This window comes from Isoptericola sp. NPDC056134, from assembly GCF_042264825.1.
GTDB classification, from domain to species: domain Bacteria; phylum Actinomycetota; class Actinomycetes; order Actinomycetales; family Cellulomonadaceae; genus Isoptericola; species Isoptericola nanjingensis.
In genome coordinates this window covers 40,793-64,358 of the sequence record NZ_JBHJVM010000017.1, presented here as the reverse complement: position 1 = coordinate 64,358, position 23,566 = coordinate 40,793, and the positions used below count along the sequence as shown (strand labels likewise).

24 protein-coding genes are annotated in these 23,566 nt (G+C 73.8%); 8 read left to right on the top strand and 16 right to left on the bottom strand.

All coding sequences use genetic code 11. From position 1 onward, the window contains the following. The first annotated feature begins 9 nt into the window (after window positions 1–9). A complete protein-coding gene (locus ACFCZN_RS15975) occupies window positions 10–1,761 on the top strand; it encodes a GAF domain-containing sensor histidine kinase (RefSeq protein ID WP_430557392.1) in 1,752 nt (583 codons plus the stop codon). Here ACFCZN_RS15975 and ACFCZN_RS15970 read toward each other — a convergent pair. From ACFCZN_RS15970 to ACFCZN_RS15925, 10 genes are all read right to left on the bottom strand, one after another. Next, window positions 1,716–2,393 (bottom strand): response regulator, encoded by a 678-nt coding sequence (locus tag ACFCZN_RS15970; RefSeq protein WP_429766392.1) that lies wholly within the window; start codon window positions 2,391–2,393, stop codon window positions 1,716–1,718. The two genes, ACFCZN_RS15975 and ACFCZN_RS15970, sit on opposite strands and share 46 nt — an antisense overlap. A 56-nt stretch (window positions 2,394–2,449) precedes the next feature. Further along, a complete protein-coding gene (locus tag ACFCZN_RS15965) occupies window positions 2,450–3,667 on the bottom strand; it encodes a dipeptidase (protein ID WP_430557391.1) in 1,218 nt (405 codons plus the stop codon). A gap of 9 nt (window positions 3,668–3,676) precedes the next feature. Next, on the bottom strand, window positions 3,677–4,036 hold the full coding sequence (locus ACFCZN_RS15960; RefSeq protein WP_430557390.1) for an RNA-binding S4 domain-containing protein: 360 nt from the start codon (window positions 4,034–4,036) through the stop codon (window positions 3,677–3,679). 12 nt (window positions 4,037–4,048) lie between these two features. Next, a complete protein-coding gene (locus tag ACFCZN_RS15955; protein ID WP_430557389.1) occupies window positions 4,049–4,705 on the bottom strand; it encodes a response regulator in 657 nt (218 codons plus the stop codon). Further along, window positions 4,702–6,018, bottom strand: a complete 1,317-nt coding sequence (locus ACFCZN_RS15950; RefSeq protein WP_430557388.1) for a sensor histidine kinase — start codon at window positions 6,016–6,018, stop codon at window positions 4,702–4,704. The genes ACFCZN_RS15955 and ACFCZN_RS15950 overlap by 4 nt, the downstream gene beginning before the upstream one ends. An 87-nt stretch (window positions 6,019–6,105) precedes the next feature. Then, window positions 6,106–6,705 carry an NADPH-dependent FMN reductase gene (locus ACFCZN_RS15945; RefSeq protein ID WP_429766382.1) on the bottom strand — a complete coding sequence of 200 codons (600 nt, stop codon included), beginning with the start codon at window positions 6,703–6,705 and terminating at the stop codon, window positions 6,106–6,108. After that, entirely contained in the window at window positions 6,702–6,992 is a 291-nt protein-coding gene (locus ACFCZN_RS15940; protein ID WP_430557387.1) for a hypothetical protein, read from the bottom strand. The genes ACFCZN_RS15945 and ACFCZN_RS15940 overlap by 4 nt, the downstream gene beginning before the upstream one ends. 12 nt (window positions 6,993–7,004) lie before the next feature. Continuing rightward, the gene (locus ACFCZN_RS15935; protein WP_430557386.1) at window positions 7,005–7,259 is read right to left on the bottom strand and encodes a hypothetical protein; all 255 of its coding nucleotides are present in this window, start codon (window positions 7,257–7,259) and stop codon (window positions 7,005–7,007) included. Continuing rightward, on the bottom strand, window positions 7,256–7,444 hold the full coding sequence (locus ACFCZN_RS15930; protein ID WP_429766377.1) for a hypothetical protein: 189 nt from the start codon (window positions 7,442–7,444) through the stop codon (window positions 7,256–7,258). The genes ACFCZN_RS15935 and ACFCZN_RS15930 overlap by 4 nt, the downstream gene beginning before the upstream one ends. A gap of 16 nt (window positions 7,445–7,460) precedes the next feature. After that, on the bottom strand, window positions 7,461–8,387 hold the full coding sequence (locus ACFCZN_RS15925; RefSeq protein ID WP_430557385.1) for a hypothetical protein: 927 nt from the start codon (window positions 8,385–8,387) through the stop codon (window positions 7,461–7,463). Window positions 8,388–8,546: 159 nt separating this feature from the next. On the opposite strand from ACFCZN_RS15925, the gene aspA reads away from it, so the two are divergent. After that, complete coding sequence (aspA, locus tag ACFCZN_RS15920) at window positions 8,547–10,157, top strand: aspartate ammonia-lyase (protein WP_430557405.1); 1,611 nt, start codon at window positions 8,547–8,549, stop codon at window positions 10,155–10,157. After that, complete coding sequence (locus ACFCZN_RS15915) at window positions 10,154–11,461, top strand: anaerobic C4-dicarboxylate transporter (RefSeq protein WP_430557384.1); 1,308 nt, start codon at window positions 10,154–10,156, stop codon at window positions 11,459–11,461. The genes aspA and ACFCZN_RS15915 overlap by 4 nt, the downstream gene beginning before the upstream one ends. Before the next feature lie 3 nt (window positions 11,462–11,464). On the opposite strand, the gene ACFCZN_RS15910 is transcribed toward ACFCZN_RS15915, so the two are convergent. The 3 genes from ACFCZN_RS15910 to ACFCZN_RS15900 form a co-directional block, all read right to left on the bottom strand. Further along, entirely contained in the window at window positions 11,465–13,123 is a 1,659-nt protein-coding gene (locus ACFCZN_RS15910; RefSeq protein ID WP_430557383.1) for an RNA-binding domain-containing protein, read from the bottom strand. 81 nt (window positions 13,124–13,204) lie between these two features. Next, complete coding sequence (locus ACFCZN_RS15905) at window positions 13,205–13,621, bottom strand: (R)-mandelonitrile lyase (RefSeq protein WP_429766370.1); 417 nt, start codon at window positions 13,619–13,621, stop codon at window positions 13,205–13,207. Beyond that, entirely contained in the window at window positions 13,618–14,541 is a 924-nt protein-coding gene (locus ACFCZN_RS15900) for a helix-turn-helix transcriptional regulator (protein WP_430557382.1), read from the bottom strand. Before ACFCZN_RS15900 ends, ACFCZN_RS15905 begins: the two co-directional genes overlap by 4 nt. 247 nt (window positions 14,542–14,788) lie before the next feature. On the opposite strand from ACFCZN_RS15900, the gene ACFCZN_RS15895 reads away from it, so the two are divergent. The 5 genes from ACFCZN_RS15895 (at window position 14,789) to ACFCZN_RS15875 (ending at window position 19,337) form a co-directional block, all read left to right on the top strand. Beyond that, the gene (locus tag ACFCZN_RS15895; protein ID WP_430557381.1) at window positions 14,789–15,679 is read left to right on the top strand and encodes an aldo/keto reductase; all 891 of its coding nucleotides are present in this window, start codon (window positions 14,789–14,791) and stop codon (window positions 15,677–15,679) included. 3 nt (window positions 15,680–15,682) lie between these two features. After that, window positions 15,683–16,423, top strand: a complete 741-nt coding sequence (locus tag ACFCZN_RS15890) for a carboxymuconolactone decarboxylase family protein (RefSeq protein WP_430557380.1) — start codon at window positions 15,683–15,685, stop codon at window positions 16,421–16,423. Beyond that, window positions 16,420–16,785 (top strand): DUF2255 family protein, encoded by a 366-nt coding sequence (locus ACFCZN_RS15885; protein WP_430557379.1) that lies wholly within the window; start codon window positions 16,420–16,422, stop codon window positions 16,783–16,785. The genes ACFCZN_RS15890 and ACFCZN_RS15885 overlap by 4 nt, the downstream gene beginning before the upstream one ends. A gap of 77 nt (window positions 16,786–16,862) precedes the next feature. Next, complete coding sequence (locus tag ACFCZN_RS15880) at window positions 16,863–18,305, top strand: DUF2252 domain-containing protein (protein WP_430557378.1); 1,443 nt, start codon at window positions 16,863–16,865, stop codon at window positions 18,303–18,305. Between the two features lie 45 nt (window positions 18,306–18,350). Next, the gene (locus ACFCZN_RS15875) at window positions 18,351–19,337 is read left to right on the top strand and encodes an aldo/keto reductase (protein WP_429766354.1); all 987 of its coding nucleotides are present in this window, start codon (window positions 18,351–18,353) and stop codon (window positions 19,335–19,337) included. A gap of 17 nt (window positions 19,338–19,354) precedes the next feature. On the opposite strand, the gene ACFCZN_RS15870 is transcribed toward ACFCZN_RS15875, so the two are convergent. Genes ACFCZN_RS15870 through ACFCZN_RS15860 form a run of 3 tightly spaced genes read right to left on the bottom strand, consistent with a single transcriptional unit; the run spans window position 19,355 to window position 23,560 of the window. After that, window positions 19,355–19,786, bottom strand: a complete 432-nt coding sequence (locus ACFCZN_RS15870) for a GNAT family N-acetyltransferase (protein ID WP_430557377.1) — start codon at window positions 19,784–19,786, stop codon at window positions 19,355–19,357. Between the two features lie 19 nt (window positions 19,787–19,805). Further along, window positions 19,806–21,143 carry a cellulase-like family protein gene (locus ACFCZN_RS15865; protein ID WP_430557376.1) on the bottom strand — a complete coding sequence of 446 codons (1,338 nt, stop codon included), beginning with the start codon at window positions 21,141–21,143 and terminating at the stop codon, window positions 19,806–19,808. After that, window positions 21,140–23,560: a beta-galactosidase gene (locus ACFCZN_RS15860; protein WP_430557375.1), complete on the bottom strand. Its 2,421-nt coding sequence runs from the start codon at window positions 23,558–23,560 to the stop codon at window positions 21,140–21,142. The genes ACFCZN_RS15865 and ACFCZN_RS15860 overlap by 4 nt, the downstream gene beginning before the upstream one ends. Window positions 23,561–23,566: the final 6 nt, after the last annotated feature.

Genomic DNA, 23,566 nt, shown 5'->3' with positions numbered 1-23,566 from the left:
CGTGGACGCGTGAGGCCGCGGCAGGGGCGCCGGGACCGGGACATCGACGTCCTCCTGGACGCCGTCGTGTCGGTCGGCCGGGGGCTGGACCTGGAGACGACGCTGCACCGGGTGGTGCAGGCTGCCGCCGCCGTCGTCGACGCCCGGTACGCGGCGCTCGGCATCCTCGGCGACGACCACCGCATCGCGCGCTTTCTCACCGCGGGCATCTCGGAGGACGAGATCCGGGCGATCGGCCCGTACCCGACAGGGCACGGCATCCTGGGCGAGCTCATCCGCCATCCCCACCCGCTGCGGCTCCCCGACATCGCCGCGGACCCCCGCTCGGTCGGCTTCCCCGCGCACCACCCACCGATGCGCAGCTTCCTGGGGGTTCCGCTGCAGGTCCACGGGAAGCCGTTCGGCAACCTCTACCTCACCGAGAAGAGGGACCGCGGAGAGTTCACGGGGGACGACCAGCACCTGCTGGAGGGGCTCGCCACCGCCGCGAGCTTCGCCGTCGAGAACGCGCGCCTCTACGAGGAGGCGCGGCTGCGCGAGCGCTGGTCGCGGGCCGACGACGAGATCGCGCGGCGACTGCTGTCCGGCGAGGACCCCGACGCCGTCCTGGAGCTGGTCGCGTCGGAGGCGGCCAGCATCGCGGCCGCGGACACCGCCGGGATCGCGGTCCCGGTGGACGACGCCACGCCCGACGGCACCCCGGTGATGGCGGTGCGGACCGCGGTGGGCCTCCGGGCGGACGCGATGCGCGGCCGGCTCCTGCGGCAGCCGGGGTCGTTCACCGTGACGGCGTTCCTCCAGGGCGAGCCGATCGTCACCGCGGACGCCACGGTGGACGGGCGTGCCCGTGTCGCGCTGCACCCGGACGGGTCCCTGGGTCCGCTCGCCGCGTTCCCCCTCGTCGGCCGAGGCCGGCACGCGCTCGGCGTGCTCGTCGTCGGACGGACACGCGGGGCCGCACCGTTTCCGACCGTCGTCGTCGAGGCACTGGGAGCATTCGCGAACCAGGCCACGGTGGCTCTCGAGCTGGCGGAGCGGCGCGCCGACGCCGCCCGGCTCGCCGTGGTGCGCGACCGGGACCGGATCGCCCGCGACCTGCACGACCTGGCCGTCCAGCGCCTGTACGCGACAGGGCTGTCGCTGCAGGCCGTCGACCGTCGCCTCGTCGATCCCCGTCCCCTGGACGGGGGCTCGCGGGGGGACGTCGGCGCGCGGGTCGGGGAGGCGATCGACCAGATCGACGAGACCATCGATCTCATCCGCACCACCATCCGAGGGCTCCGCGACCCGGGGGGTGACGCCCCGCGCCGTCCGGGCACCCGGTCCCTGCTCCTCGCGGAGGCCGAGGCCGCGACGCACGCGCTCGGGTTCGCGCCCACCGTCCGGTTCGAGGGGCCGATCGACGCCCAGGTGCCGTCCACCGTCGCGGCGCACCTCGTGGCCGTGCTGCGGGAGAGCCTGTCGAACGCGGCCCGGCACGCCCGCGCGACGCAGGTGCGGATCGGGCTGCGCGCCGACGGAGACCTCCTCCTGACCGTCGTCGACGACGGCATCGGGATCGCCGCTGACGCGCCGCGCAGCGGGCTCGCGAACCTCTCCCGCCGCGCGGCGGAGCTCGGCGGGTCGTTCGAGGTGCGGCCGGGCCGGGCCGGCGGCACGGCGCTCCGCTGGCGGGTACCCCTCGTGCCGGGTCGCAGCAGCGTCGCCGCCCCGGGTCAGGAGGCGGACGGCCTCTCGGAGTCGTCCGGCCGGCCGACCTGATCGAGCCGCGCCGCGAGGACCGCCGCCTGCACCCGGCGCTCGAGGCCCAGCTTCGCCAGGAGGCTGGACACGTAGTTCTTCACCGTCTTCTCGGCGACGAACAGCTCGGCGCCGATCTGCCGGTTCGTCATGCCCTCGCCGATGAGGACCAGGATGCGTCGTTCCTGGGGGGTGAGGTCGCCGAGCGGGTCCTCGGCCTCGGTCGTCTCCCGCAGGCGCGCCATCACCCGGCCGGTGACCCGGGGGTCGAGCATGGAGCCGCCCGCCGCGACGGTCCGGATGCCCGCGACCAGGTCGGTGCCGCGCACCTGCTTGAGCACGTAGCCGGACGCGCCGGCGAGGATCGCGTCGAACAGCGACTGGTCGTCGTCGAACGACGTGAGCATGAGGACCGCGGCGTCGGTGCGCGAGCGCAGCTCCCGGCAGACGCTGACCCCGTCCCCGTCGGGCAGCCGGACGTCGAGGACGACGACGTCGGGCCGCAGGGCCGGGACCCGCGAGAGGGCCTGGGCCGCCGTCCCGGCGGTGCCGACGACCTCGAGGTCGGCCTCCATGCCGAGCAGGTCGGCGACGCCGCGACGCACCACCTCGTGGTCGTCGACGAGGAACACCCGCACGGGCGCGCCGGTCATGGGCTCACGCTAGCCCTCCGGCGCGCCCTCGGCCGGGCGGCCGTCGCGGGCAACCGTCAGGCGCCGCCGTCGAGGCCTTCGAGGCTCGCGACGCTGGGCTCGCGCTCGGCCCGCAGCCGGGCGGCGACGTCCTCCGCGCCGCGCAGCACCCGGAGCACGTTGCCGCTGGTCAGGGCGGCCAGGTCGGCGTCCGACCAGCCGCGGTCCGCCAGCGCCGCCAGCAGGACCGGGTAGCCGGAGACGTCGCGCAGCTCGTCCGCGAAGCCGCCCGCGCCGTCGTAGTCGCCGCCCAGGCCGACGTGGGCCGCTCCCGCGACCTCGCGCACGTGCTCGACGTGTGCGACGACGTCGTCGAGCGTCGTCGGCGGCTTGGGGTGCGTCTCGGCCCAGGCGGTGGAGAACCGGTCGAACTCGGCGTAGTCGTTCGGCGCGATCCCGGCGGCGCGCGCGGCCTCGCCGGCCTGCGCCCGCCACTCGCCGATGGCCGGGGTGACGAAGCTCGGCACGAACGTCACCATGCACACGCCGCCGTTGTCCGCGAGGCGCGCGAGCACGTCGTCGGGCACGTTGCGCGGGACGTCGCAGACGGCGCGCGCGGAGCTGTGCGAGAAGATCACCGGTGCCTCGGAGACGTCCAGGGCGGCGCGCATCGTGCCCGCCGAGACGTGCGACAGGTCGAGGAGCATGCCCAGCCGGTTCATCTCGCGCACCACCTCGCGACCGAACGGCGTCAGGCCGCCCTGCGCGAACCGGCCGTCCGCGGGAGGCTCGTCCGTCGCGGACTCCGCCCACGGGGTGTGGTGGTTGTGCGTGAGCGTCATGTAGCGCACGCCCAGCTCGTACAGCATGCGCAGCGCGCCCATCGACGAGTCGATGGACTGCCCGCCCTCCGCGCCCATGAGCGACGCGATGCGGCCCTCCGCCCACGCGGCCACGACGTCGTCGGCGCTCGTCGCGAGGCGGAAGTGCTCCGGCCAGCGCGCCACCATGCGCCGGACCGCGTCGACCTGCTCGAGCGTCGCCGTGACGGCGGCGCTGCCGGGCAGGTTGGACGGCACGTACACCGACCAGAACTGCGCGCCCACTCCCCCGGCCCGCAGCCGCGGCACGTCGGTGTGCGTGCGACCCTCGGTGCCGGCCTCGACGTCCAGCCGCACCCAGTCGTACGCGACCTGGTCGCGCGCCTCCCACGGCAGGTCGTTGTGCCCGTCCCAGACGGGGTGCTCGCGCAAGAGCGCGGCGATGCGGTCGGTGTGGTCCGCGGAGCTGGTCATCCCCCGACCCTAGCGACGGCCGCCGCGCAGCCGGTCGATGTCGCGCCGCTCGCGCTTGGTGGGTCGGCCGGCGCCGCGGTCGCGGACGCCGACGGCCTCGCGCTCCTGGCGGGTGGGCACGGGTGGGCTCTCGTCGCGGTACGCCTTGACCGCCAGCGGCGCGCCCACCCGCTTGGGCAGCAGCTCGACGACGACGACCTTGCGGTCGCGCAGCGGGTCGCGCCAGGTGACGGTGTCGCCCACGGTCACGGACGTCGACGGCTTGGCCACCGTGCCGTTCACCCGGACCCGCCCCGACCGGAGCAGGGCGGCCGACGACGACCGGCTCTTGAAGAGCCGCACCGCCCACAACCACACGTCCACGCGCACGACGTCAGCCTCTCACGACGACCGCCCGACCAGGCCGCTCTCGTACGCCGCGATGACGAGCTGCACGCGGTCCCGGCACGCCAGCTTGCGCAGCACCTCCGACACGTACGACTTGACGGTCTGCTCGCCGATGAACAGCGCGTCGGCGATCCCCGCGTTCGACAGGCCGCGGGCGACGGCGAGCAGGACGTCGTGCTCCCGCGGCGTGAGCGAGCCCAGCCCGGGCACCTCCCGGCGGGGCGACGCGGCCCGGTGCGCGAAGTCGTCCACCAGCCGGCGCGTGACCCGGGGGCCGAGCAGCATCGACCCGTCCGCGACGAGGCGGACGCCCTCGATGAGCCGCTCCGCCGTGACGTCCTTGAGCAGGAACCCGCTCGCCCCGGACCGCAGGGCGTCGTACACGTACTCGTCGAGGTCGAAGGTCGTGAGGATCAGCACGCGGGTGCCGGGGTGGTCGGCCGCGATCCGGGCGGTCGCGGCGATGCCGTCCAGCACCGGCATCCGGACGTCGACGACGGCCACGTCCGGCTCGGTGCGGGCGACGACGTCGAGCAGGGCGCCGCCGTCGCCCACCGTCCCCACGATCTCCAGGTCGGGGGCGGAGCCGAGGATCGCGGCGAACCCGTGCAGCACGACCGGCTGGTCGTCGGCGACGACGACCCGGGTCACGCGACGCCCGCGGCGTCGCGCCGGACGGCGGGGACCGGCTCGCGAGGACCGACCGGCAGGCTGACGACGAGCACGAACGCCGACCCCTCCCGCTCCGCCGTCACGACGCCGCCGAGCGCCTCGACCCGCTCCCGCATGCCGATCAGCCCGCCCCCGGGCACGACGTCGCCCGGCCCGCCCGGGTCGTCGACCGGGTTGGTGACCCGCAGCCCGGCGACGTCCGACACGAGCGCGAGCGTGATCGTCGTCGGCGCGCCGGGCGCGTGCCGCCGGGCGTTCGTCAGCGCCTCCTGCGCGGCCCGGTAGAGCACGTAGCCCTGCGCGGCGGGCACGTCTTCGCAGTCCCCCGTCAGGGTGACGTCCTGGCCCGCGGCCCGGGCCTGCTCGACGAGGCCCGCGATGTCGCAGGCCGTCGGCTGCGGCGCCCGGGCGCCCCCGTCGGTGCGCTGCAGCACGGCGAGCACCTGACGCAGCTCGCCGAGCGCCTGGCGCGCGTCCCCGGCGATGTCGGCGAGCACGCGGCGGGCGTCGTCGCCCAGGTCCGGGTACGTGTAGGGGGCGGACTCCGCCCGCACGGCCACGAGCGACACGTGGTGCGCGACGACGTCGTGCAGGTCGCGGGCGAGGCGCGCGCGCTCGACGGCGACGGACTCCACCTCCAGCGCGTGCCGCTCGGTCGCGGCCGCCGCCCGCGAGCGCCGCGACGCCGCGCGCACCACCCGGACGACTGCGGCGACCCCGACGACGAGCGCGACGGCCACCGTGTAGATCGCCCCCGCCGCGGGCGAGGGCGCGCCGTCGGAGCTGCCGGCGTTCACCGGGCCGATCGGGAGCGCCGCGGGCACGTTGGTGAGCGCGTAGAGCCAGGCGCCGGCGAGGGTGGCCACGAGCGGCACGACGGCGCGGCGCCACGAGTCCTGGACCACCAGGCACGTGATCATCAGCAGGGCGAGCCACCACCCCCACGCGAACGTCCCCAGCAGCGGGATCGTGACGAACGGCCACGCCGCGAGCAGCGTCGCGCGGACGGGGCGCCGACGGCAGACGAGGACGGCGGTCACGCAGCTCAGGCCGGCGGCCCAGGCCACGAACCACAGGAAGTAGCCGCTCTCCGGCCAGGACGTGTTCAGCAGGTAGGGCGTCCCGGCGGGGATGTCCCAGGTGCCGTCCGGCTGCTCGACGGCGAGCGGGGCGTCCTCGACCTGCAGCGGCGACGCCAGGAGGAAGAGGACGAGCGGTGCGGCCATCGCCGTGGGGGCGACCCACGCGCGGGCGGGCCGGGGAGCGTGCGTCGCGGCGACGGTCGTGGTCATGGCGACGATCATGTCCGCTCGGCAGCACCGCCCACCACCGCCCTGCGGGGGGATCCGGTCCCCCCGGGCGTGGGGGTCGCTCGTCGGTTACTTGGCCGACGCCGGGTCGCTGTCGCCGATGTGCCCGGGGGCGGTGACGGCGAGCACGCGCTGCACGAACGCGCAGTACTCGTCCATGTAGTGCCGCAGGAAGCCCGCGGTGCTCTCGTTCGTCACCTCGCCGTCCGGGCCGAAGTCGTCGGCGACGTAGGTGATGTACGCCTCCGGGGAGTTGAGCTGCGGCGCGTCGAGGAAGCTGAGGACGGCACGCATCGACGACTGCATGACGGCGGTGCCGATCCCGCCCGGGGAGGCTCCGATGATGCCGACGGGCTTGCGCGCGAAGGAGTTCTGGCCCCACGGGCGCGAGCCCCAGTCGATGGCGTTCTTCAGCGCGCCCGGGATCGACCGGTTGTACTCCGGCGACACGACGAGCAGCCCGTCCGACGCCTCGACCGCCGCCTTGAAGGCCCGGCCCTCGGGTGGGTAGTCGGCGTCGTAGTCCCAGCTGTAGAGCGGGAGGTCCCCGATGGGGATCTCCGTGAACTCGAGGTCGTCCGGCGCCAGCCGGACGAGCGCCCGCGACAGGGTGCGGTTGATGGATCCCTTCGCCAGGCTCCCGACGATGTAGCCGATCTGGTACGTCATGACGACTCCCTGTTCCTGCGGTCCGACGACGGCACCTGTCCCAGGATCGCCTCCGCCGCGGCCAGGTCGCGACCGAGAGCGGGATCCGGGCGACGCGACCCCGACCCGAGCGCCGGCGGGTCGCGGTCCACGCGGACGTGGACGACGGGGGCCCCTCGCGAGTCCGCGGACGGCTTCACGGAGGGCACGCCGGGCGGGAGGTCGCCGTCGCTGATCGCGACGACGCCCTCCACCCGCAGCAGCCGGATCCGCAGCAGCCGCGCGAGGAGCTGGATCCTGACGATCATGTCCGGCGCCGCCTACCCGCCGAGGCGGATGTCGCCGTACGGGTCCGCCCCTGCGCGCGACGACCCGGGCCGGCGTCGCGACTCGCCGTCGCGACCGCCGTCGTCGCTCCCGCCGTCGTCCTCGCCGTCGAGGCGACCGCGCAGGCCCGCGACGAGCGCCCGGGCGCCGGCCTCGATCTGCGCGTACCGCTCCCGCCCGGCCCGCGTGCCCACGACGTACCCGAGCCCGAAGAACAGCGCCCGGCCGAGCGTCTTCCGACCGATCATCCTGACCCCTCCTGGTCCTGCCGCGTGCGGATCGCCGACGCGACCGCGCTCGCGGCCGTCACCCCGACGACCGACCCGAGCGCGATCAGCCCGGACCGCACCGCCGTGCCGCCCGACCGCCGCGGCCTGCGCCCCAGCGCCTCCGCGACCCGGTCGGCGAACGTCTTCTTGCGCCACCACGTCATCGTCGTGCTCCCGTCCCTATCGGTCGTGCTCGTCCTTGTGCCGGCGGATCCTCGTGACGATCTGCTCCTTGCGGAGGGACGTCGGCAGGTCGAGGCCCATCTCCACCCCCAGCGCGCGCAGCTCGTCCTTCGTCATCTCCTTGAGGTCCAGCGGTCCGGTGTCGGCGTCCGCGCCGAGCTGCCGTCCCTCGGACGCCACCTCCCGACGGCGCTCGTCGGCCTCCTCGACCCGCCGGCGGGCCTGCTCCGCCTCCTCCTCGGCCTCTCCCGCGAGCCGGTCGGCACGGGCCCTGGCCTCGTCGGCCGCGCGGCGGGCGTCCTCCGCCGCGGCCTCGGCCAGCTCCCGGGCCCGCGTCATCTGCTGGCGGGCGCGCTCGACCGCCTCCTCGGCCTGGGCTCGAGCCCGGTCGGCCTCCGCCCTGACCTGCTCCACGTGCTTGCCGACGTCGGCCTCCGTCTCCTCCACCTGCCGCGCGGCGAGCTCGGTGGCCCGGCCGCGCTTCGCCGCGACGTACTCGTCCGCCTCGCGCTGCGCCTCCGCGGTGACCCGCTTCACCTCGCGGTCGCCCTCCTTGCGGGCCTCGGCGACCCGGCGGTCGCCCTCCGCCTCGGCCGCGGCCACGGCGTCGGCCTGCTCCTTCGCGTTGCGGGCCTCGTCGTGCGCGCGCACCTCGAGCTCGTGCGCCAGCTCCATCGCGGCGTCCACCCGGTTCAGCCGGCGGTCGCCGCCGTCGCCCGGGAAGGGGTTGGCGTCGGCCAGGGCGGCCACCGCGTGCTGCCCGGCGGACTGCACGGTGCGGCCGGCGGACTGCGCGGTGCGGCCGGCCGAGCGGGCCGGGTTCTTGACCCCCGCGTCCAGCATCCACAGGACGTTGCGCGGCAGGTCGGTCACGCCGCGCCGGGCCTGCCTGCCCAACCACGTCATCGGGTTGGTCCTCGTCATGGGCTCCTCCTCGATCCGGGCAGCCGAACGACCACCGATGGCGCCCCCTGACGACCTCCTGCCCTCTCAGCACACGACGGACCGCGGATGCACGCACCCCCACCCCTCGTCGGGTGTCCGACCGGCGCCGTTGCTAGCGTCTGCCCCATGGCTGAACCCATGGCTGAACCCACGGCCGAACCCACGGCCGAACCCACGGCCGAACCCACGGCCGACGTGCGCGTCGAGGAAGACCTGCTCGGACCGAAGGAGGTCCCTGCGCAGGCGTACTACGGGATCCACACCGTCCGGGCGATCGAGAACTTCCCCATCTCCGGGACGACCATCAACGACGTGCCGGAGATGATCCGCGGCATGGTGATGGTGAAGAAGGCGGCGGCGCTCGCGAACCGGGAGCTGCGCGCCATCCAGCGGGACATCGCGGACGCCATCATCGGCGCGTGCGACGAGGTGCTGGTCCAGGGCAGGTGCATGGACCAGTTCCCGATCGACGTGTTCCAGGGCGGCGCGGGCACCAGCGTCAACATGAACACCAACGAGGTCGTCGCGAACCTCGCGCTGGAGCTGTCCGGCTTCCCCCGCGGCCGCTACGACGTCATCAACCCGAACGACCACGTCAACAAGTCCCAGTCCACGAACGACGCCTACCCCACCGGCTTCCGCCTGGCCGTCCACGCCCTGACCGAGTCGCTCGTGGTGGCCGTGCGGCGGCTGTCGCGGGCGTTCGACGAGAAGGCGTCGGAGTTCGCGGACCTGCCGAAGATGGGCCGCACCCAGCTGCAGGACGCGGTACCGATGAGCCTGGGGCAGGAGTTCGCCGGGTTCTCGGTGAACGTCGCCGAGGAGGTCAAGCGCCTGCGGAACGCGGCCGACCTGCTGCTCGAGGTGAACCTGGGCGCGACGGCGATCGGCACGAGCCTCAACACCCCGCCCGGCTACCCGAAGGTCGCGGCGCGGCGGCTCGCGGAGGTGTCCGGGCTCGCCACGGTGCCGGCGGAGAACCTCGTCGAGGCCACGTACGACAACGGCGCGTACCTGGCCGTGCACTCCGCGGTGAAGCGGCTCGCGGCCAAGCTGTCGAAGATCTGCAACGACCTGCGCCTGCTGTCCTCCGGGCCGCGCGCGGGGCTCAACGAGATCAACCTGCCCGAGCTGCAGGCCGGCTCGTCGATCATGCCCGCCAAGGTGAACCCGGTGATCCCCGAGGTGGTCAACCAGGTGTGCTTCAAGGTGATGGGCAACGACGTCACCATCACGCACGCCGCCGAGGCCGGGCAGCTCCAGCTCAACGTCATGGAGCCCGTGCTGGCGGAGTCCATGTTCGAGTCGATCCGGCTGCTCACCAACGCGTGCGACGCGCTGCGCACCAAGTGCGTCGTGGGGATCACGGCCAACGCCGACGTGATGCGCCAGCACGTGCTCGGCTCCATCGGCATCGTCACGTACCTCAACGAGGTGATCGGGCACCACAACGGCGACCTCGTCGGCAAGGAGGCCGCCCGCACCGGCGCCTCGGTGCGCGACGTCGTCGTCGCGCGCGGCCTGCTCACCGCCGACGAGGTCGACTCGATCCTCACCACCGAGAACTTCCTGCACCCGCGCTACAGCGGCCGCTTCTACGCGCCGGACGAGCGCGGCATCCCGGCCCCCGGCGAGGAGGGCGAGTCGTCGCGCGTCGTGGAGTCCGACGACGCGGCGGGGGCGCCGTCGGACCCGGAGCACGAGCACGACGACGCCCCTGCCGACGAGGAGGGTGAGGCCGCCCGGTGATCGTCGTCCAGTTCGCCGTCGTCCTGGTCTTCGTCTTCATCGGGGCGCGCCTCGGCGGTATCGGGATCGGGCTGGCGGGCGGCGCCGGCGTCATCGTCCTCGGGCTGCTCGGCCTCGAGGTGGACCCGGCGACGGGTGTCCCCTGGGACGTGCTGGGCATCATCATGTGCGTCATCGCGGCCATCGCCGCGATGCAGGCCGCCGGCGGGCTGGACTACCTCGTGGCGAAGACGGAGGTGCTGCTGCGCGCCCGCCCGCGCAGCATCACCTTCCTCGCCCCGCTCGTCACGTACGTGATGACGGTGTTCTCCGGCACGGGCCAGGTCGCCTTCTCCACGCTGCCGGTGATCGCGGAGGTGGCGAAGGAGTCGAACGTGCGGCCGTCGCGGCCGCTGTCCATCGCGGTCGTGGCGTCGCAGATGGCGATCGCGGCGTCGCCCATCTCCGCGGCGGTGGTGGCGATGGCCGCCGTCGTCGAGCCCCTGGGCGTCGACTACCTCACGCTGCTGACGGTGGCGGGGGTGTCCACGTTGGTGGGCTGCATGGTCGGCGCCGTCGTCGCGTCCCGGCAGGGCGTCGAGCTGCAGGACGACCCGGTGTACCAGGAGCGGCTCGCGAAGGGGCTGGTGAAACGGCGCGAGCGCACGGAGTTCGTCGCCAAGCCGCGGGCGCTGCTGTCGCTGATCATCTTCGCGGCGGCGCTGCTCGTCGTCGTGCTCTACTCCACGGCCGTGTCCGACTCGGTCGGGCTGATCGAGGACCCGACCATCACGCGCAGCGGCGCCATCATGACGTTCATGCTGCTGGCGGGGCTTCTCATCGCCCTGCTCTGCAAGATCGACGTCAGCACGGTCATCACGCAGCAGACGTTCCGCAGCGGCATGAGCGCCGCCGTCTGCATCATCGGCGTCGCCTGGCTGGGCAACACGTTCGTGCAGGGCCACACCGCCGAGATCGAGGAGCTGGGCGGCGACATCATCCAGCGCTACCCGTGGATGCTCGCCGTCGTGCTGCTGCTCGCGTCCGCGCTGCTGTACTCGCAGGCGGCGACGACGATCGCCCTCATGCCTGTGGCCGCCGGCATGGGCGTGGCGGCGACGACGATGGTCGCGTCGTTCCCCGCCGTCACCGGCCTGTTCCTGCTGCCCACCTACACGACGGTCGTCGCCGCCATCGAGCTCGACGACACCGGCACCACCCGCATCGGGAAGTACCTGTTCAACCACTCGTTCATGGTGCCGGGGCTGGTGGCCGTCGCGACCGCCGTCGCCATCGGCTTCGGCCTGGCGCCGCTGCTGATCTGAGCATCACGTCGACCGGCTTCGTGAGGTCGCTTCGTAGCGAGCAGCACGTCGTTCACCGACGATGCGCAGTCTTCCCACATCGACAAGACGTTTGAGTGCCGCCCGAGCCTGCGTCGGAGAGGTCTGGCAGAGGCCAGCCGCCTGGCCCCGTGTGATCGAGCCGTAGGCACTGACATAGTCCAAGATCATGCGCTCTTGTTGAAGCGGGTCCACGCCCTTGATCCGCACGTAAGCGTCACGATCTTGCGCGACGTCGTAGAAGCGTGCCGTGAGATGGAACTTGCGGCTTCGGCCGTTGCCTCGCGCCTCGAGGATCCCCAGTTCGACGAGCCTTGTCGTGACACGCCGAACAGCCGGTGTCGGCAAGGAAAGTATGCTCGCGATCCCCGGCCCGGACTCTGAACCGGCGGCCTTGACCTCGTGCACCACCCGAAGCTCGTCGAGGTCGAGGGGTCGCTGGTGCGAGTCCTCCCAGGTGAGCAGGAAGCGCACGAGATCGATGTCGGCTGAGCCCAAAGACACTGCCACCAACACTGAGTCGGGCGTGGTTCGGGAGTAGTCGGGAGCGTCTCGACCTGCTCGAAGCTGCTGCTCGAACATGTCGTTGACGCCTTTGCCCCGACGCTCGACGAGGCCTGCCCGCTTGAAGGCTGCCGCAAGTATCGGGCTGCGAGGTCGAGATTGTTCGAGGATGTTGTCGATCGTCACGCCGGGCGGGAGGCTGCCTGGGTTCGCGACGACGAACTCACCAGCCGTCATCTGTACTCGGGTGGGTCCGAGCGCCGCGTAATCGCGATGCACCAACGCGTTCGCGATCGCTTCGCGGCGAGTCACCGAAGGGATGAGAGGTATCTCGATCCTGTGGAGCCCAGCAAGCAACTCGGTCGTGGAGTTGCGCGCGTCGAGGAGTTCCCCCAGATCGGACGCGACCCGCAGGAGCGGACCGACCACGCGATGATTCACGGCGTCATCTGTCCCCCGTAGATCCTGAAAGAGGAACTCTGCGTTCGGGATCCACCGTTGGACGGCGGCTTCCTGGCCGAACAGGAGAACGGCGCCCAGGCTGACGGGTGCCGTCAACGGCACCAGTCCGAGCGCCTTGAGCACGTCGGAGTCGGAGAGACGTCCCAGGTCATCACCGCTGGCGGCACACATCGCTCGGAAGCGATCGAACTCCCGCGGGTCGAGGTCGCTCATCGTCGCCTCCGAGGCGACAGCCGCGGCATAGTCCTGCCCCCGGGTGACCATCCCCATGCTGACGATCTCGTGCGCGGTCATCGGAGCACACTGCGGTTGTCCCGTGGCGTCGATGGCACGCCGGGTGAACACGCCTTCTTTCGTACCCACGGGTCCTGGATCGGCGCGGGGTACGTCGACGCGCACGACCTCTAGCCCTTCGATCAGGTCGACACTGACTCGAACGGCCAGGGGCGGTTCGGTCAGATTCTGTATGACTGCGGCGACGCGCTCCGGCACCGTCGCTCTCCCGTGCCGTGGTCGAGCCCCGACCACTGTCCCGTCGTCGTCGACGCCGAGGAGGAGAACTCCACCATCGCCGTTGGCGATGCAGGCCACGGCCTTCGCAAGTTCGCGATCGTTGACATGCGTCTTGAACTCGGTCGTCAGGTCCTCACCCGCTGCGAGGAGGCTCGGCGTGTCCACGACAGTCATCGTGATGCACATTTATGAGACCGGCAAGACCTTCACGCACGGAGCCATAACTTTTAAAACTTTTGGCGCCGATCAGACGTCGAGCCACGGCGCGCGGGCGTACTCCTCGTCCGTGACGTGCTCCAGCCAGGTGGTCGTGGCCGCCGGGTCGTCGGCGTTCTCGAGCATCGCCAGGTGCTCCATGAAGTCGTCCGGTGAGGCCCCGTGCCAGTGCTCCTCCCCCGGCGGGCAGTACACGGTCTCCCCGGGCCGGGCCTCGACGACGACGCCGTCGCGCGTGCCGACCAGCGCCACGCCCGACACGACGTGCAGCGTCTGCCCGCGGGCGTGCGAGTGCCACGCGGTGCGGGCCGCGGGCGCGAACCGCACCAGCGCCACGACCATGCGCTGGTCTCCCTCCTGCGGCGTGGTGATCGGGTCGAGCCACACGTCGCCGTGGAACTGCTCGGGCGGGTTCTTGGTGGTCGCCGGGCGGGGGATCTTCTTCATCGGTCGGTGGCTCCTTCTCGGGTGGAGGCGTCCTCGGCGGGCGCCGCGAGCGTGGTCGCCGCCCACGACGCGAGCAGCGCGAGCCCGTCGGCTGACGGCGAACCGGGCTGCGCGGTGTAGACGTTCATCTGCAGGCCCGGGTCGGCGGGGAGCACGAGCGCCTCGTAGTCGAGCTCGAGCAGCCCGACCGCCGGGTGGTGGAACGCCTTCGTGCCCGTGCGGTGCAGGCGCACGTCGTGCGACGCCCACAGCCGGCGGAAGTCCTCGCTGCGGGTGGACAGCTCGCCCACGAGGGCGGTGAGGGCCTTGTCGTACGGATTCTTGCCCGCCTCGGCGCGCAGGATCGCGACGGCGTCGTGCGCCATCCGCGGCGACTTCTCGCCGAAGAACGCGGCCGCGGCGTCGGGGTCGAGGAAGTGGAAGCGGGCGCTGTTGACCGGCTTGCCCGCGACCTGCTCCCGCGAGTCGTACAGCGGCGCGTACAGGGCGCGGCCCAGGACGTTCGTGCCGAGGACGTCGAGCCGGCCGTTGCGGACGAAGGCGGGGACGTCGCCCATCACGTCGAGGATCCGCTGCACGGACGGTCGCACCGAGCCGGCGGGCGTGCGGCGCGCTCGCGACCGGGCCGCGCCGGAGGCGTTGGCGGCCCGCGCGAGGTCGAACAGGTGCAGCCGCTCCGCCTCGTCGAGCTGGAGCGCCTCCGCGAGCGACTCCAGCACCTCCTCGGACACGCCGCCGAGGTTCCCGCGCTCCAGCCGGGTGTAGTAGTCGACGCTCACGCCCGCGAGCATCGCCACCTCCTCGCGCCGCAGCCCCGGCACGCGCCGGTTGCCGCCGTACGCGGGCAGGCCGGCCTTGTCCGGGGTGATCCGCGCCCGGCGGGTGGCCAGGAACTCGCGCGTCTCCGCCTTCAGGTCCATGCCCTCGACGGTACGTCGAAGCCCTCGGAGCCGGGAGGTACTGGCGTTACCGGGCACGTCCGGGACTCCCCGCCGCCCCGACCGGGCGTCGACTGGTCGCCATGACCAGTTTCTCGCGGATTCGCGGCGCCACGTCCGTGGGTTCGCGGCGGCTCGGCATGACGAGCACACGCAGGTTCAGGGGTTTGACCAGCCAGGTACCAGCAGGGTCTCCCAGGATCGGCGACACGTTCGTAGCGTGGACGACATGACGAACCCCGTCCCCACCCTCACGCTTCACCACGGCGTCACCATGCCCGCCCTCGGGTACGGCGTCTTCCAGACCCCGCCGGACGAGACCGTCGCGGCGACCGTCGAGGCGCTGCGCGTCGGCTACCGGCATATCGACACCGCCGCCGCGTACGGCAACGAGCGCGAGGTCGGCGAGGCGCTGCGCCGCTCCGGCGTCCCGCGCGACGAGGTCTTCCTCGAGACGAAGGTCTGGATCAGCGACTACGGCTACGACGCGACGCTGCACGCGTTCGACAAGTCCGCCGGCAAGCTCGGCGTCGACACCATCGACCTGCTGATCCTGCACCAGGCGCTGCCGAGCCGGTTCGACCTCACCGTCGAGGCCTACCAGGCCCTCGAGACGCTGCTCGCCGACGGCAAGGTCCGCGCCATCGGCGTCAGCAACTTCATGCCCGAGCACCTGGACCGGCTCCTGGCCGAGACCTCCGTCGTGCCGGCTGTGAACCAGGTCGAGGTGCACCCGTACTTCCGCCAGCCCGACGTCCTCGCCGCCAACGCGAAGCACGGCATCCTCACCCAGGCCTGGTCGCCCATCGGCGGCATCACGTTCTACCGGGACACCGGGCACACCAGCACGCTGCAGGACCCGACGATCGTGGGCCTCGCGGAGGCGCACGGCGCGACGCCCGCACAGGTGATGCTGCGCTGGCACCTGCAGCAGGGCCGCTCCGCCATCCCCAAGTCGGTCACCCCGAGCCGCATCGCGGAGAACCTCGACGTCACGGGCTTCGAGCTGTCGGCCGACGAGCTGGCCGCGATCGACGCCCTCGACACCGGCCGGCGCGGCGGCCCCGAGCCCGCCGACGTCACGCTCGAGACGTTCGGCCGCGAGATCCCGGAGGCCTGACCGATGCCCCTCACCGCCACCTCGCTCGTGGCCACCGACCCGGAGCTCGTCGCGATCGCCGACCGGTTCGCCGACGACGTCGAGCGCGACGCCCCGCTCGACCCGCGCCTGCGGGCCCTGCTCCGGGTCGCGGCGCTCGTCGCCACCGGCGGCACCGCCGTCCTGCGGGTCGAGCTCGAGGACGCACTCGCCACCGGCGTCACGCCCGTCGCGCTGAAGGAGGTGCTGTACCAGGCGGTCCCGTACGCGGGGCTCGGCCGGGCGGTCGACGCGCTGGTCGTGGCGAGCGAGCTGCTCGCCGACCGCGACGTCGAGCTCCCCCTGCCCGGGCAGGCCACGGTGACGCCCGCGACCCGCGACGCCGACGGCCTCGCCGTGCAGAAGCGCATCGTGGGCGCCGACGTCGTCGACGCCATGCACGCGAACGCCCCCGCCGACGAGCAGCACGTGCAGCGTGCCCTGGCCGCGCATTGCTTCGGCGACCACTACACGCGCGGCGGCCTCGACGTGCCGACCCGCGAGCTGGTCACGCTGGCGCTGCTCGTCGCCCTCGGCGGCGCCGACCCGCAGGTGGCCGGGCACGTGCGCGCGAACCTCAACGTCGGCAACGATCGCGCCACGCTGGTCGCGGTCGTCACCCAGCTGCTGCCCGTCGTCGGCTACCCGCGCACGCTCAACGCCCTGCGCGCCGTCGACGACGTCGCCCCGTGCACCCCCGAGCCCCCCACCGAGGAGGAGTCATGACCGACTGGAACCCCGCCGACCTGGCGGCGATCGACGGCGACGGCGAGCTCCGCGTCGCAGCGCACCGGCCCGACGGCTCGCTCCGCACGCCCCGGATCGTGTGGCACGTCGTCGTCGACGGCGCGTTGTACCTGCGGTCGGTGCGCGGCGCCGAGGGGGCCTGGTACCGGGGCGTGCAGCGCACCGGTACCGGCGTGATCGACGCCGGCGGCGTCCGCACCGAGGTGACCTTCACCCGGGACGACGCCCACGACGACGCCGTCGACCGCGCCTACCACGCCAAGTACGGCGACGGCTCGGCGGTCCGCTCGATCACGAGCCCGGCCGCGACGTCGACCACGCTGCGCGTGGACCCGCGCTGACCTTCCTGCGGTCGCGACCCCCGGGTGCGACCCCCGGCGGCGGGGCCCACCATCGAGGAGGTATCGGAGGTGGGCCCATGAGCACCCGTGACGACGTGGCAGAGCAGCTCGCGCCGCCCCCGCCGACCGACTTCGGGCTCCGGGCCGAGCACGGCCGCGCCGCCCGACGCCGCGCCCCGAGGTCGTCCCACGCGGGGTGGGCGCCCCCGCCTGACCGCCCCGACCCGGTCGCCCTGCTCGAGGAGCAGGAGGCGACCCGAGAGCCGGACCTCGTGCCGATCCGTCACCGCCGGATGATGGTGTCGCCGTTCACCTTCTACCGGGGCGCTGCGCTGCTCATGGCGACCGACCTGGCCCGCACCCCCGTGTCGGGGATCGTCACCCAGGTCTGCGGCGACGCGCACCTGTCGAACTTCGGCGTCTTCGGCACGCCGGAGCGGGCGATGGTGTTCGACATCAACGACTTCGACGAGACCCTCCCCGGCCCGTGGGAGTGGGACGTGAAGCGGCTGGTCGCCAGCGTCGAGGTGGCGGGCCGGCACCGCGGGTTCGACGCCGGACAGCGCCGCGACCTCGACCTCGCCGTCGTGCGGGCCTACCGCGAGCGCCTGCTGCGGCTGGCCGGGTCCGGTGTGCTCGAGGGGTGGTACGACCGGCTCGACGCGGACCGCGTCGTGGCCTGGATCAAGACGGAGCACCGCGCCAAGCGCCTCGGCCGCAAGCAGGTGGAGCGGATGGAGGCGGACCTCGCGAAGGCCCGCACGAAGGACAGCACGCGTGCCGCCGCCAAGCTCGTGGAGGTGGTCGACGGCGAGCCGCGGATCGCCGCCAGCCCACCGCTCGTCGTCCCGGTCGAGGACCTCGTGCCCCTCGCACGCGACCGGGAGCGGGCGGAGGACTGGATGCGGGGCCTGATCGCGTCGTACCTGTCGACGCTCCAGCCGGAGCGCCACCCGATGGCGGAGTTCTCCTACGTGCACATGGCGCGCAAGGTCGTCGGCGTCGGCAGCGTGGGCACGCGCGCGTGGGTGGTGCTGCTGCGCGGCCGGGACGAGGCCGACACCCTCGTGCTGCAGGCCAAGCAGGCGGAGCGGTCGGTGCTGGAGCGCTTCCTCCCGCCGAGCCGGTACGACAACCACGGCGAGCGGGTCGTGCGCGGGCAGCGGCTCATGCAGGCGGCGGGCGACGTCTTCCTCGGCTGGCAGCGCGTCGCCGGCGTCGACGGCGTCGTCCGCGACTACTACCTCCGCCAGCTCTACGACTGGAAGGGCGGCGTCGACGTCGAGGTGATGGACGCCGCGGGCGCACGCGCCTACGCCCAGCTCTGCGGCGAGGCGCTCGCGCGGGCCCACGCCCGCACCGGCGACCGCATCGCCCTCGCCGCCTACCTCGGCCGCAACGACGTCTTCGACCGGGCGGTCGCGGACTTCGCCGCCGACTACGCGGACCAGAACGACCGCGACTACGCCGCCTTCCTGGACGCGGTCGCGTCAGGCCGGCTCGCTGCCGCGGAGGCATGACCACCGACCACCGACCACCGACCACCGACCACCAGGAGACCGCACATGCACACCCGCACCCTCGGACAGGGCCTCGACGTCTCGGCGATCGGCCTCGGCGCCATGGGCATGTCCCAGAGCTACGGGCCGAACCCGGGCAGCCGCGACGACATGATCGGCGTCCTGCGCGGCGCCGTCGACCGCGGCGTCACGTTCGTCGACACCGCCGAGGTGTACGGCCCGTACGTCAACGAGGAGCTCGTCGGGGAGGCCCTGGCGCCCGTCCGCGACGCCGTGGTGATCGCCACCAAGTTCGGCTGGGACATCCGCGACGGCCGCAGCGTGGGCCTCGACAGCCGGCCCGAGCAGGTCCGCCGCGTCGCCGACGCCTCGCTGCGCCGGCTGCGCACCGACCGGATCGACCTGTTCTACCAGCACCGCGTGGACCCCGACGTGCCGATCGAGGACGTCGCGGGCACGGTCGGCGAGCTGGTCGCCGAGGGCAAGGTGCGCCACCTGGGGCTCTCCGAGGCGTCGGCCGCGACGATCCGCCGCGCCCACGCCGTGCACCCCGTGACCGCCGTGCAGAGCGAGTACTCCCTGTGGACGCGCGACCCGGAGGCCGAGGTGCTGCCCGCCCTCGCCGAGCTGGGGATCGGGTTCGTCCCGTTCAGCCCGCTGGGCAAGGGGTTCCTCACGGGCACGGTCGACCCCGGCACGTCCTTCACGCACGGGGACATCCGTCGCACGATCCCTCGGTTCACCGCAGAGAACCGGGCCGCGAACCTCGCCCTGGTCGACCACGTCCGCGCGCTCGCCGACGCGAAGGGCGCCACGCCCGGCCAGGTCGCGCTCGCGTGGCTGCTCGCCCAGCAGCCGTGGGTCGTGCCCATCCCTGGTACCCGACGCCTCGAACGCGTCGAGGAGAACGCCGCCGCCACCGCCGTCGCCCTGTCGGCGGACGAGCGGGCGGGCCTGGACGCCCTCGCCGCCCGCGTCGGGGTGCGGGGGAACCGCTACAACGACGCCGGCATGAGCATGGTCGGGCGCTGACGGCGGCCGACCGGCCGTCAGGGCCGGTCGGCCAGGACCATCCCCAGGCTCTGCGGCGCGGACTCGACGAACCCGAGGCTGCGGTACAGCGGGCGGCCCGGCGCGTCCGCCATGAGCGTGACGTACGGGTGCGCGGGCGCGCGCTCGTCGATCTGGGCGAGCAGCCACTCGAGCATCTGTCGTCCCAGTCCCTGCCGCTGGTGGTCGGGCAGGGTCGCCATGTCGGCGACGTGGAAGTACCAGCCGCCGTCGCCGAGCACCCGCCCCATCGCGACCGCCTCGCCCGTCGGCCGGTGCCTGACGTGGACGAACGCCCAGCTGTTCGCGACCGCGTAGCCGGCCTGCTCGGCCGTCTTCGGGCTGAGGCCCGAGTCCCGACGCAGGCGCAGGTACGCGTCGACGTCGGGCGCGGTGGGGACGAGCTCGTACGGGTCGTTCGCGGCGGCCATGCGGTCACCCTAGGCGGGCTCAGGCGGCCGTGCCGCGGACGACGGCGGTGCACTCGCGCTGCAGCTCGTCGTCCTGCCACATGGCGTGCTGCGGCGCGGCGTTGGAGCACACGACCGAGCCCCAGGCGCCGACGTCGGCCGCGTGCCGCACGGCGTCCCGGCAGATCTGCGCCCCGACCGGCCCCTCCTCGAACCGGGTGTCGCGCGGCGTGTAGCCCACCCAGCCCTCCCCGAGCACGAGCGGGATCCCGAGCCGGGCGGCGTGGTCGGCCGCGACGCCGATCCACTCGCGCAGCCGCTCCGCCATCGCGATGCGGTGCGCGCCGTAGCGCTCGTACAGCCACCGGTCCACGGCCTGCGGGTCGCACCAGTCGTGCACGTAGATCTCGGCGTGGCCGACGATCGACGCGCGCCGCTTCCACTCCTCGTCCGCCGGCGGCGCCCACTCGCCGAGCCGCGGCGCTCCGGGCCGGAGCAGCTCGGCGTCGGCCCGCGCCTGCGGGAAGTCGGCGGGGTCGCCGCGCAGCGCGAACTCGCGGACCAGGTCGTCCAGGACCCCGTAGACGTACGGGTGGACGCCGAGAACCTGGGCGTTGCGCGGCAGGCCCCGCATCGCGGTGACCGGGACGGCGGCGTAGTTCGGGCCGCAGAGCACGCCGGGGTGGCGCGCGGAGAACGCGGCGATGCCGCGCTCGAGCCGGTCGCGCAGCTCGACGACCGGGTCCTCGACGCCGGGCAGCCCGGCGGTGAGGTGCCCGGCCTGGACCTCGTTGTGCGGCTCGACGTACGCCAGCACGTGGTCGAGCCCCTCGTCCCGCAGCAGGTCCACGAGGTCGGCCATCGCCTCGCCGAGCACGGTGAGACGGTCCTCGGGATCCACGGCCTGGAGGGCGTCGTACCAGGCGCGGTCGGCCGCGAACGCCGGGCTCTGCTGGTACTCCCACGACGACGCGATCACCGTCATGCCGTGCCGCTCGGCGCCGCGGAACAGCTCCAGCAGGTGCGCGCGGGCGTCGATCGTCGTCGGCTCGCGCACGTCGTACCAGCGCACCCGCGACGCGTAGCCGCCGCCGATCGGCCCGAGCCGCAGGGCGGTCGTGTCGAGGCCGGACCGGAACAGCAGGAACGGCATCGCGCAGACCCGCACGGCGTTGTACCCGAGCTCCACCGCGCGGGCGAACGCCGCGTCCAGGTCCTCGAAGGGCTCCCCCGGCCCGGTGCGCACGTACCAGGAGAAGTCCCACAGCGTGATCGCCAGCCGCCCGGGCAGGTGTGCGGGCACCCCCGCGGCGGCCGCGGTCCCCGTCACCGCGCCCGCGCCCGCGCCCGTCACCATGCGGGCCGCCGTGCCGCTCATGCCCCCTCCCCCACGGCCAGGACCACCCGCGCCACCCGGACGACGTCGACCGCGGCGACGGCGATCCCGTCGGGCACGTCGCGCACGGACGGGTCCACCCAGACGCCGGTCGCGGCGCGCCACGGCAGCAGCTCCAGCGTCAGGCCGTCGCGGGCGACGTCGTCGCGCCACGGCGTGAGGTCGACGTCCCACTCGCGGCCGTGCCAGAAGTGGTCGCTCACGACGACGTCGCCGCCCGCTCCGTGCACGACGGCGCGGCCCACGTCGCCCTTCCACGCGACGCGCAGCAGCGCGCGGTCGACGCCGCCCAGCGCGTCGGCGGGCACGTCCAGGGGCACGCGGGCCGCGCCGGAGAAGTCGGTCGGCGCGCCGAGCCGGTCCATCGGGCCGCCGCGCGTCGGCTCCGGCGGCGCGGGGGCGTCCGGGTGCAGGTCCGTCGCGACCCGGCGACGCCCGGCGGCGGGCACGGCGAGCGTCCACGACGACCACGGGCCGGCGGCGCCGGACGGGTCGAGGTGGGCCTCGTCGCCGCCCGCCACCTCGAGGGTCCGGGGCGCGGGCAGCATCGACACCGTGACCGCCGGGTCCTCCGTGTGCACGACGAGCGCGCCGTCGAGCGCGTGCACCGGGGCGTCGGCGAGGACGAGGCGCTCGCGGCCGCCGACGTCGAGCCGGTACAGGCGGTTCGCGGACGCCTCGTCGAGCACCAGGACGTCGACCTCTCCGGACGGGCCGCGCAGACGCACGACCGTCTCTGGCCCCGGCTCGCCGACCAGGTCGAGGACGGTCACGCCGTCCTCGGCGCGCGCCTCGACCGGGCCGGTCGCGGCGACGTCACCGTCGACAGCGAGCTCGACGGGCACGCCGTCGGTCGCGACGAGCACGACGAGGTCCCGCCCGGCGTCGATCCGTGTGAGGACCTGCACCGTCGCGCTGCGCAGCACGAGCCCGTCGGCGAGCGGGTACCGGACGGGCCAGGCCACGGAGACGCCCGCGGGCAGGTCGACGGGACGCGTGGGCACGGTCACCGTCGCGTCGTCGAGCTCGACGGCGACCCGGACGCCCGGCTGCGGCGGCAGCGGCCGGCGCGCCGGCTGGTACGTGGTGAGGAAGACGTACCCGCGGCGCCCGTCCGACCGCACCGACCAGCGCAGCTCGTCCGGGTCCTCGCTCCCGCCGCCCACGGTCGTGGTCATGGCCGCGAGCGCCGCCCCGTCGGCCTGCAGCCACAGGTGCTGGCGGCGCAGCAGGTGGTGGTGGCGGCGCACCTGGCCGTGCTCGCCGACGGGAGCCCCGAAGTCGTAGGTGCGCGTGGGCACGTCGTTCGGGTAGCCGGTGGCATGCGACTCCTGCTCGGTGCCGCGCGGCCCCACGCGCTGCGTGCCGCCGGCGTACATGTAGTACCCCTGCCACACGGAGCCGCTGCCGATCTTCGCCAGCGCGAGAGCGGCCACGTCGTCCGGCGTCACCAGCGGCCGCCGGTGGTAGGCGACGTGCATCCCGCCGCCCAGCTCGCACGTCGCGTACGGCAGGGCGTCGTCGTCCTTCAAGGGGACGGCGTCGGGCGCGACGACGATGCCGTCGAGGGCCTCGCGCAGGTCGGCGCCCACGCTGAGGTCGTCGCGCACCGTGCTGTACCGGAAGTGCACCGGCGAGAACGCCGGCCACTCGGTCTCGCCGTCCTCCCAGAACCCGTCGGCGTACGCGGAGTAGAGCGGCAGCAGGGTGGCCGGCACCTGCGCGCCGCCCCACCCGGTCGCGGTCCACAGCGGCACCCGCAGGCCCGCCTCCTCCGCGATGGTGCGCAGGGTGGCGAGGTGCTCGGGCTGGTCGTAGAGCTCGTTGTCCACCTGGGCCCCCACGACGGGTCCGCCCTCGGCGTGGGTCAAGCCGTCGAGCTGCGCGACCGTCTGCGCGTAGTAGGCGCGGACCAGCTCCAGGTACGCCGGGTCGTTCGTGCGCGTCGCCAGCCCGCGCTCGACGAGCCAGTCGGGGAAGCCGCCGTACCGCGCCTCGCCGTGGGCCCAGGGCCCGAGCCGCACGACGACGTCCAGACCGTGCCGCCCGGCGAGCTCGACGAAGGCACGAAGGACGAGGTTCCCGTCCCAGCGGAAGTCGCCCGGCGCGGGCTCGTGCGCCTGCCAGAACACGTACGTGGCGACGGAGTCCAGCCCGCCCGCCCTCGCGTGCCCCAGCACCTCGGACCAGCGTTCCCGCGGGACGCGCGAGTAGTGCACCTCGCCCGTCACCGGGAACCAGGGCGCCCCGGCCCGCTCGAGGTATCGGCTGGTCACCGCCACCAGGTCCGGCGCACCGGGCGGGTCGCCCAGCTCGAGGTGGCCGCGGCGCGGCGGGGACGGACGGTCGACCCGCACGCGGTGCGTGACGGACCGTCGGCTGTCGAGGGCGTCGGGCATGGGCTC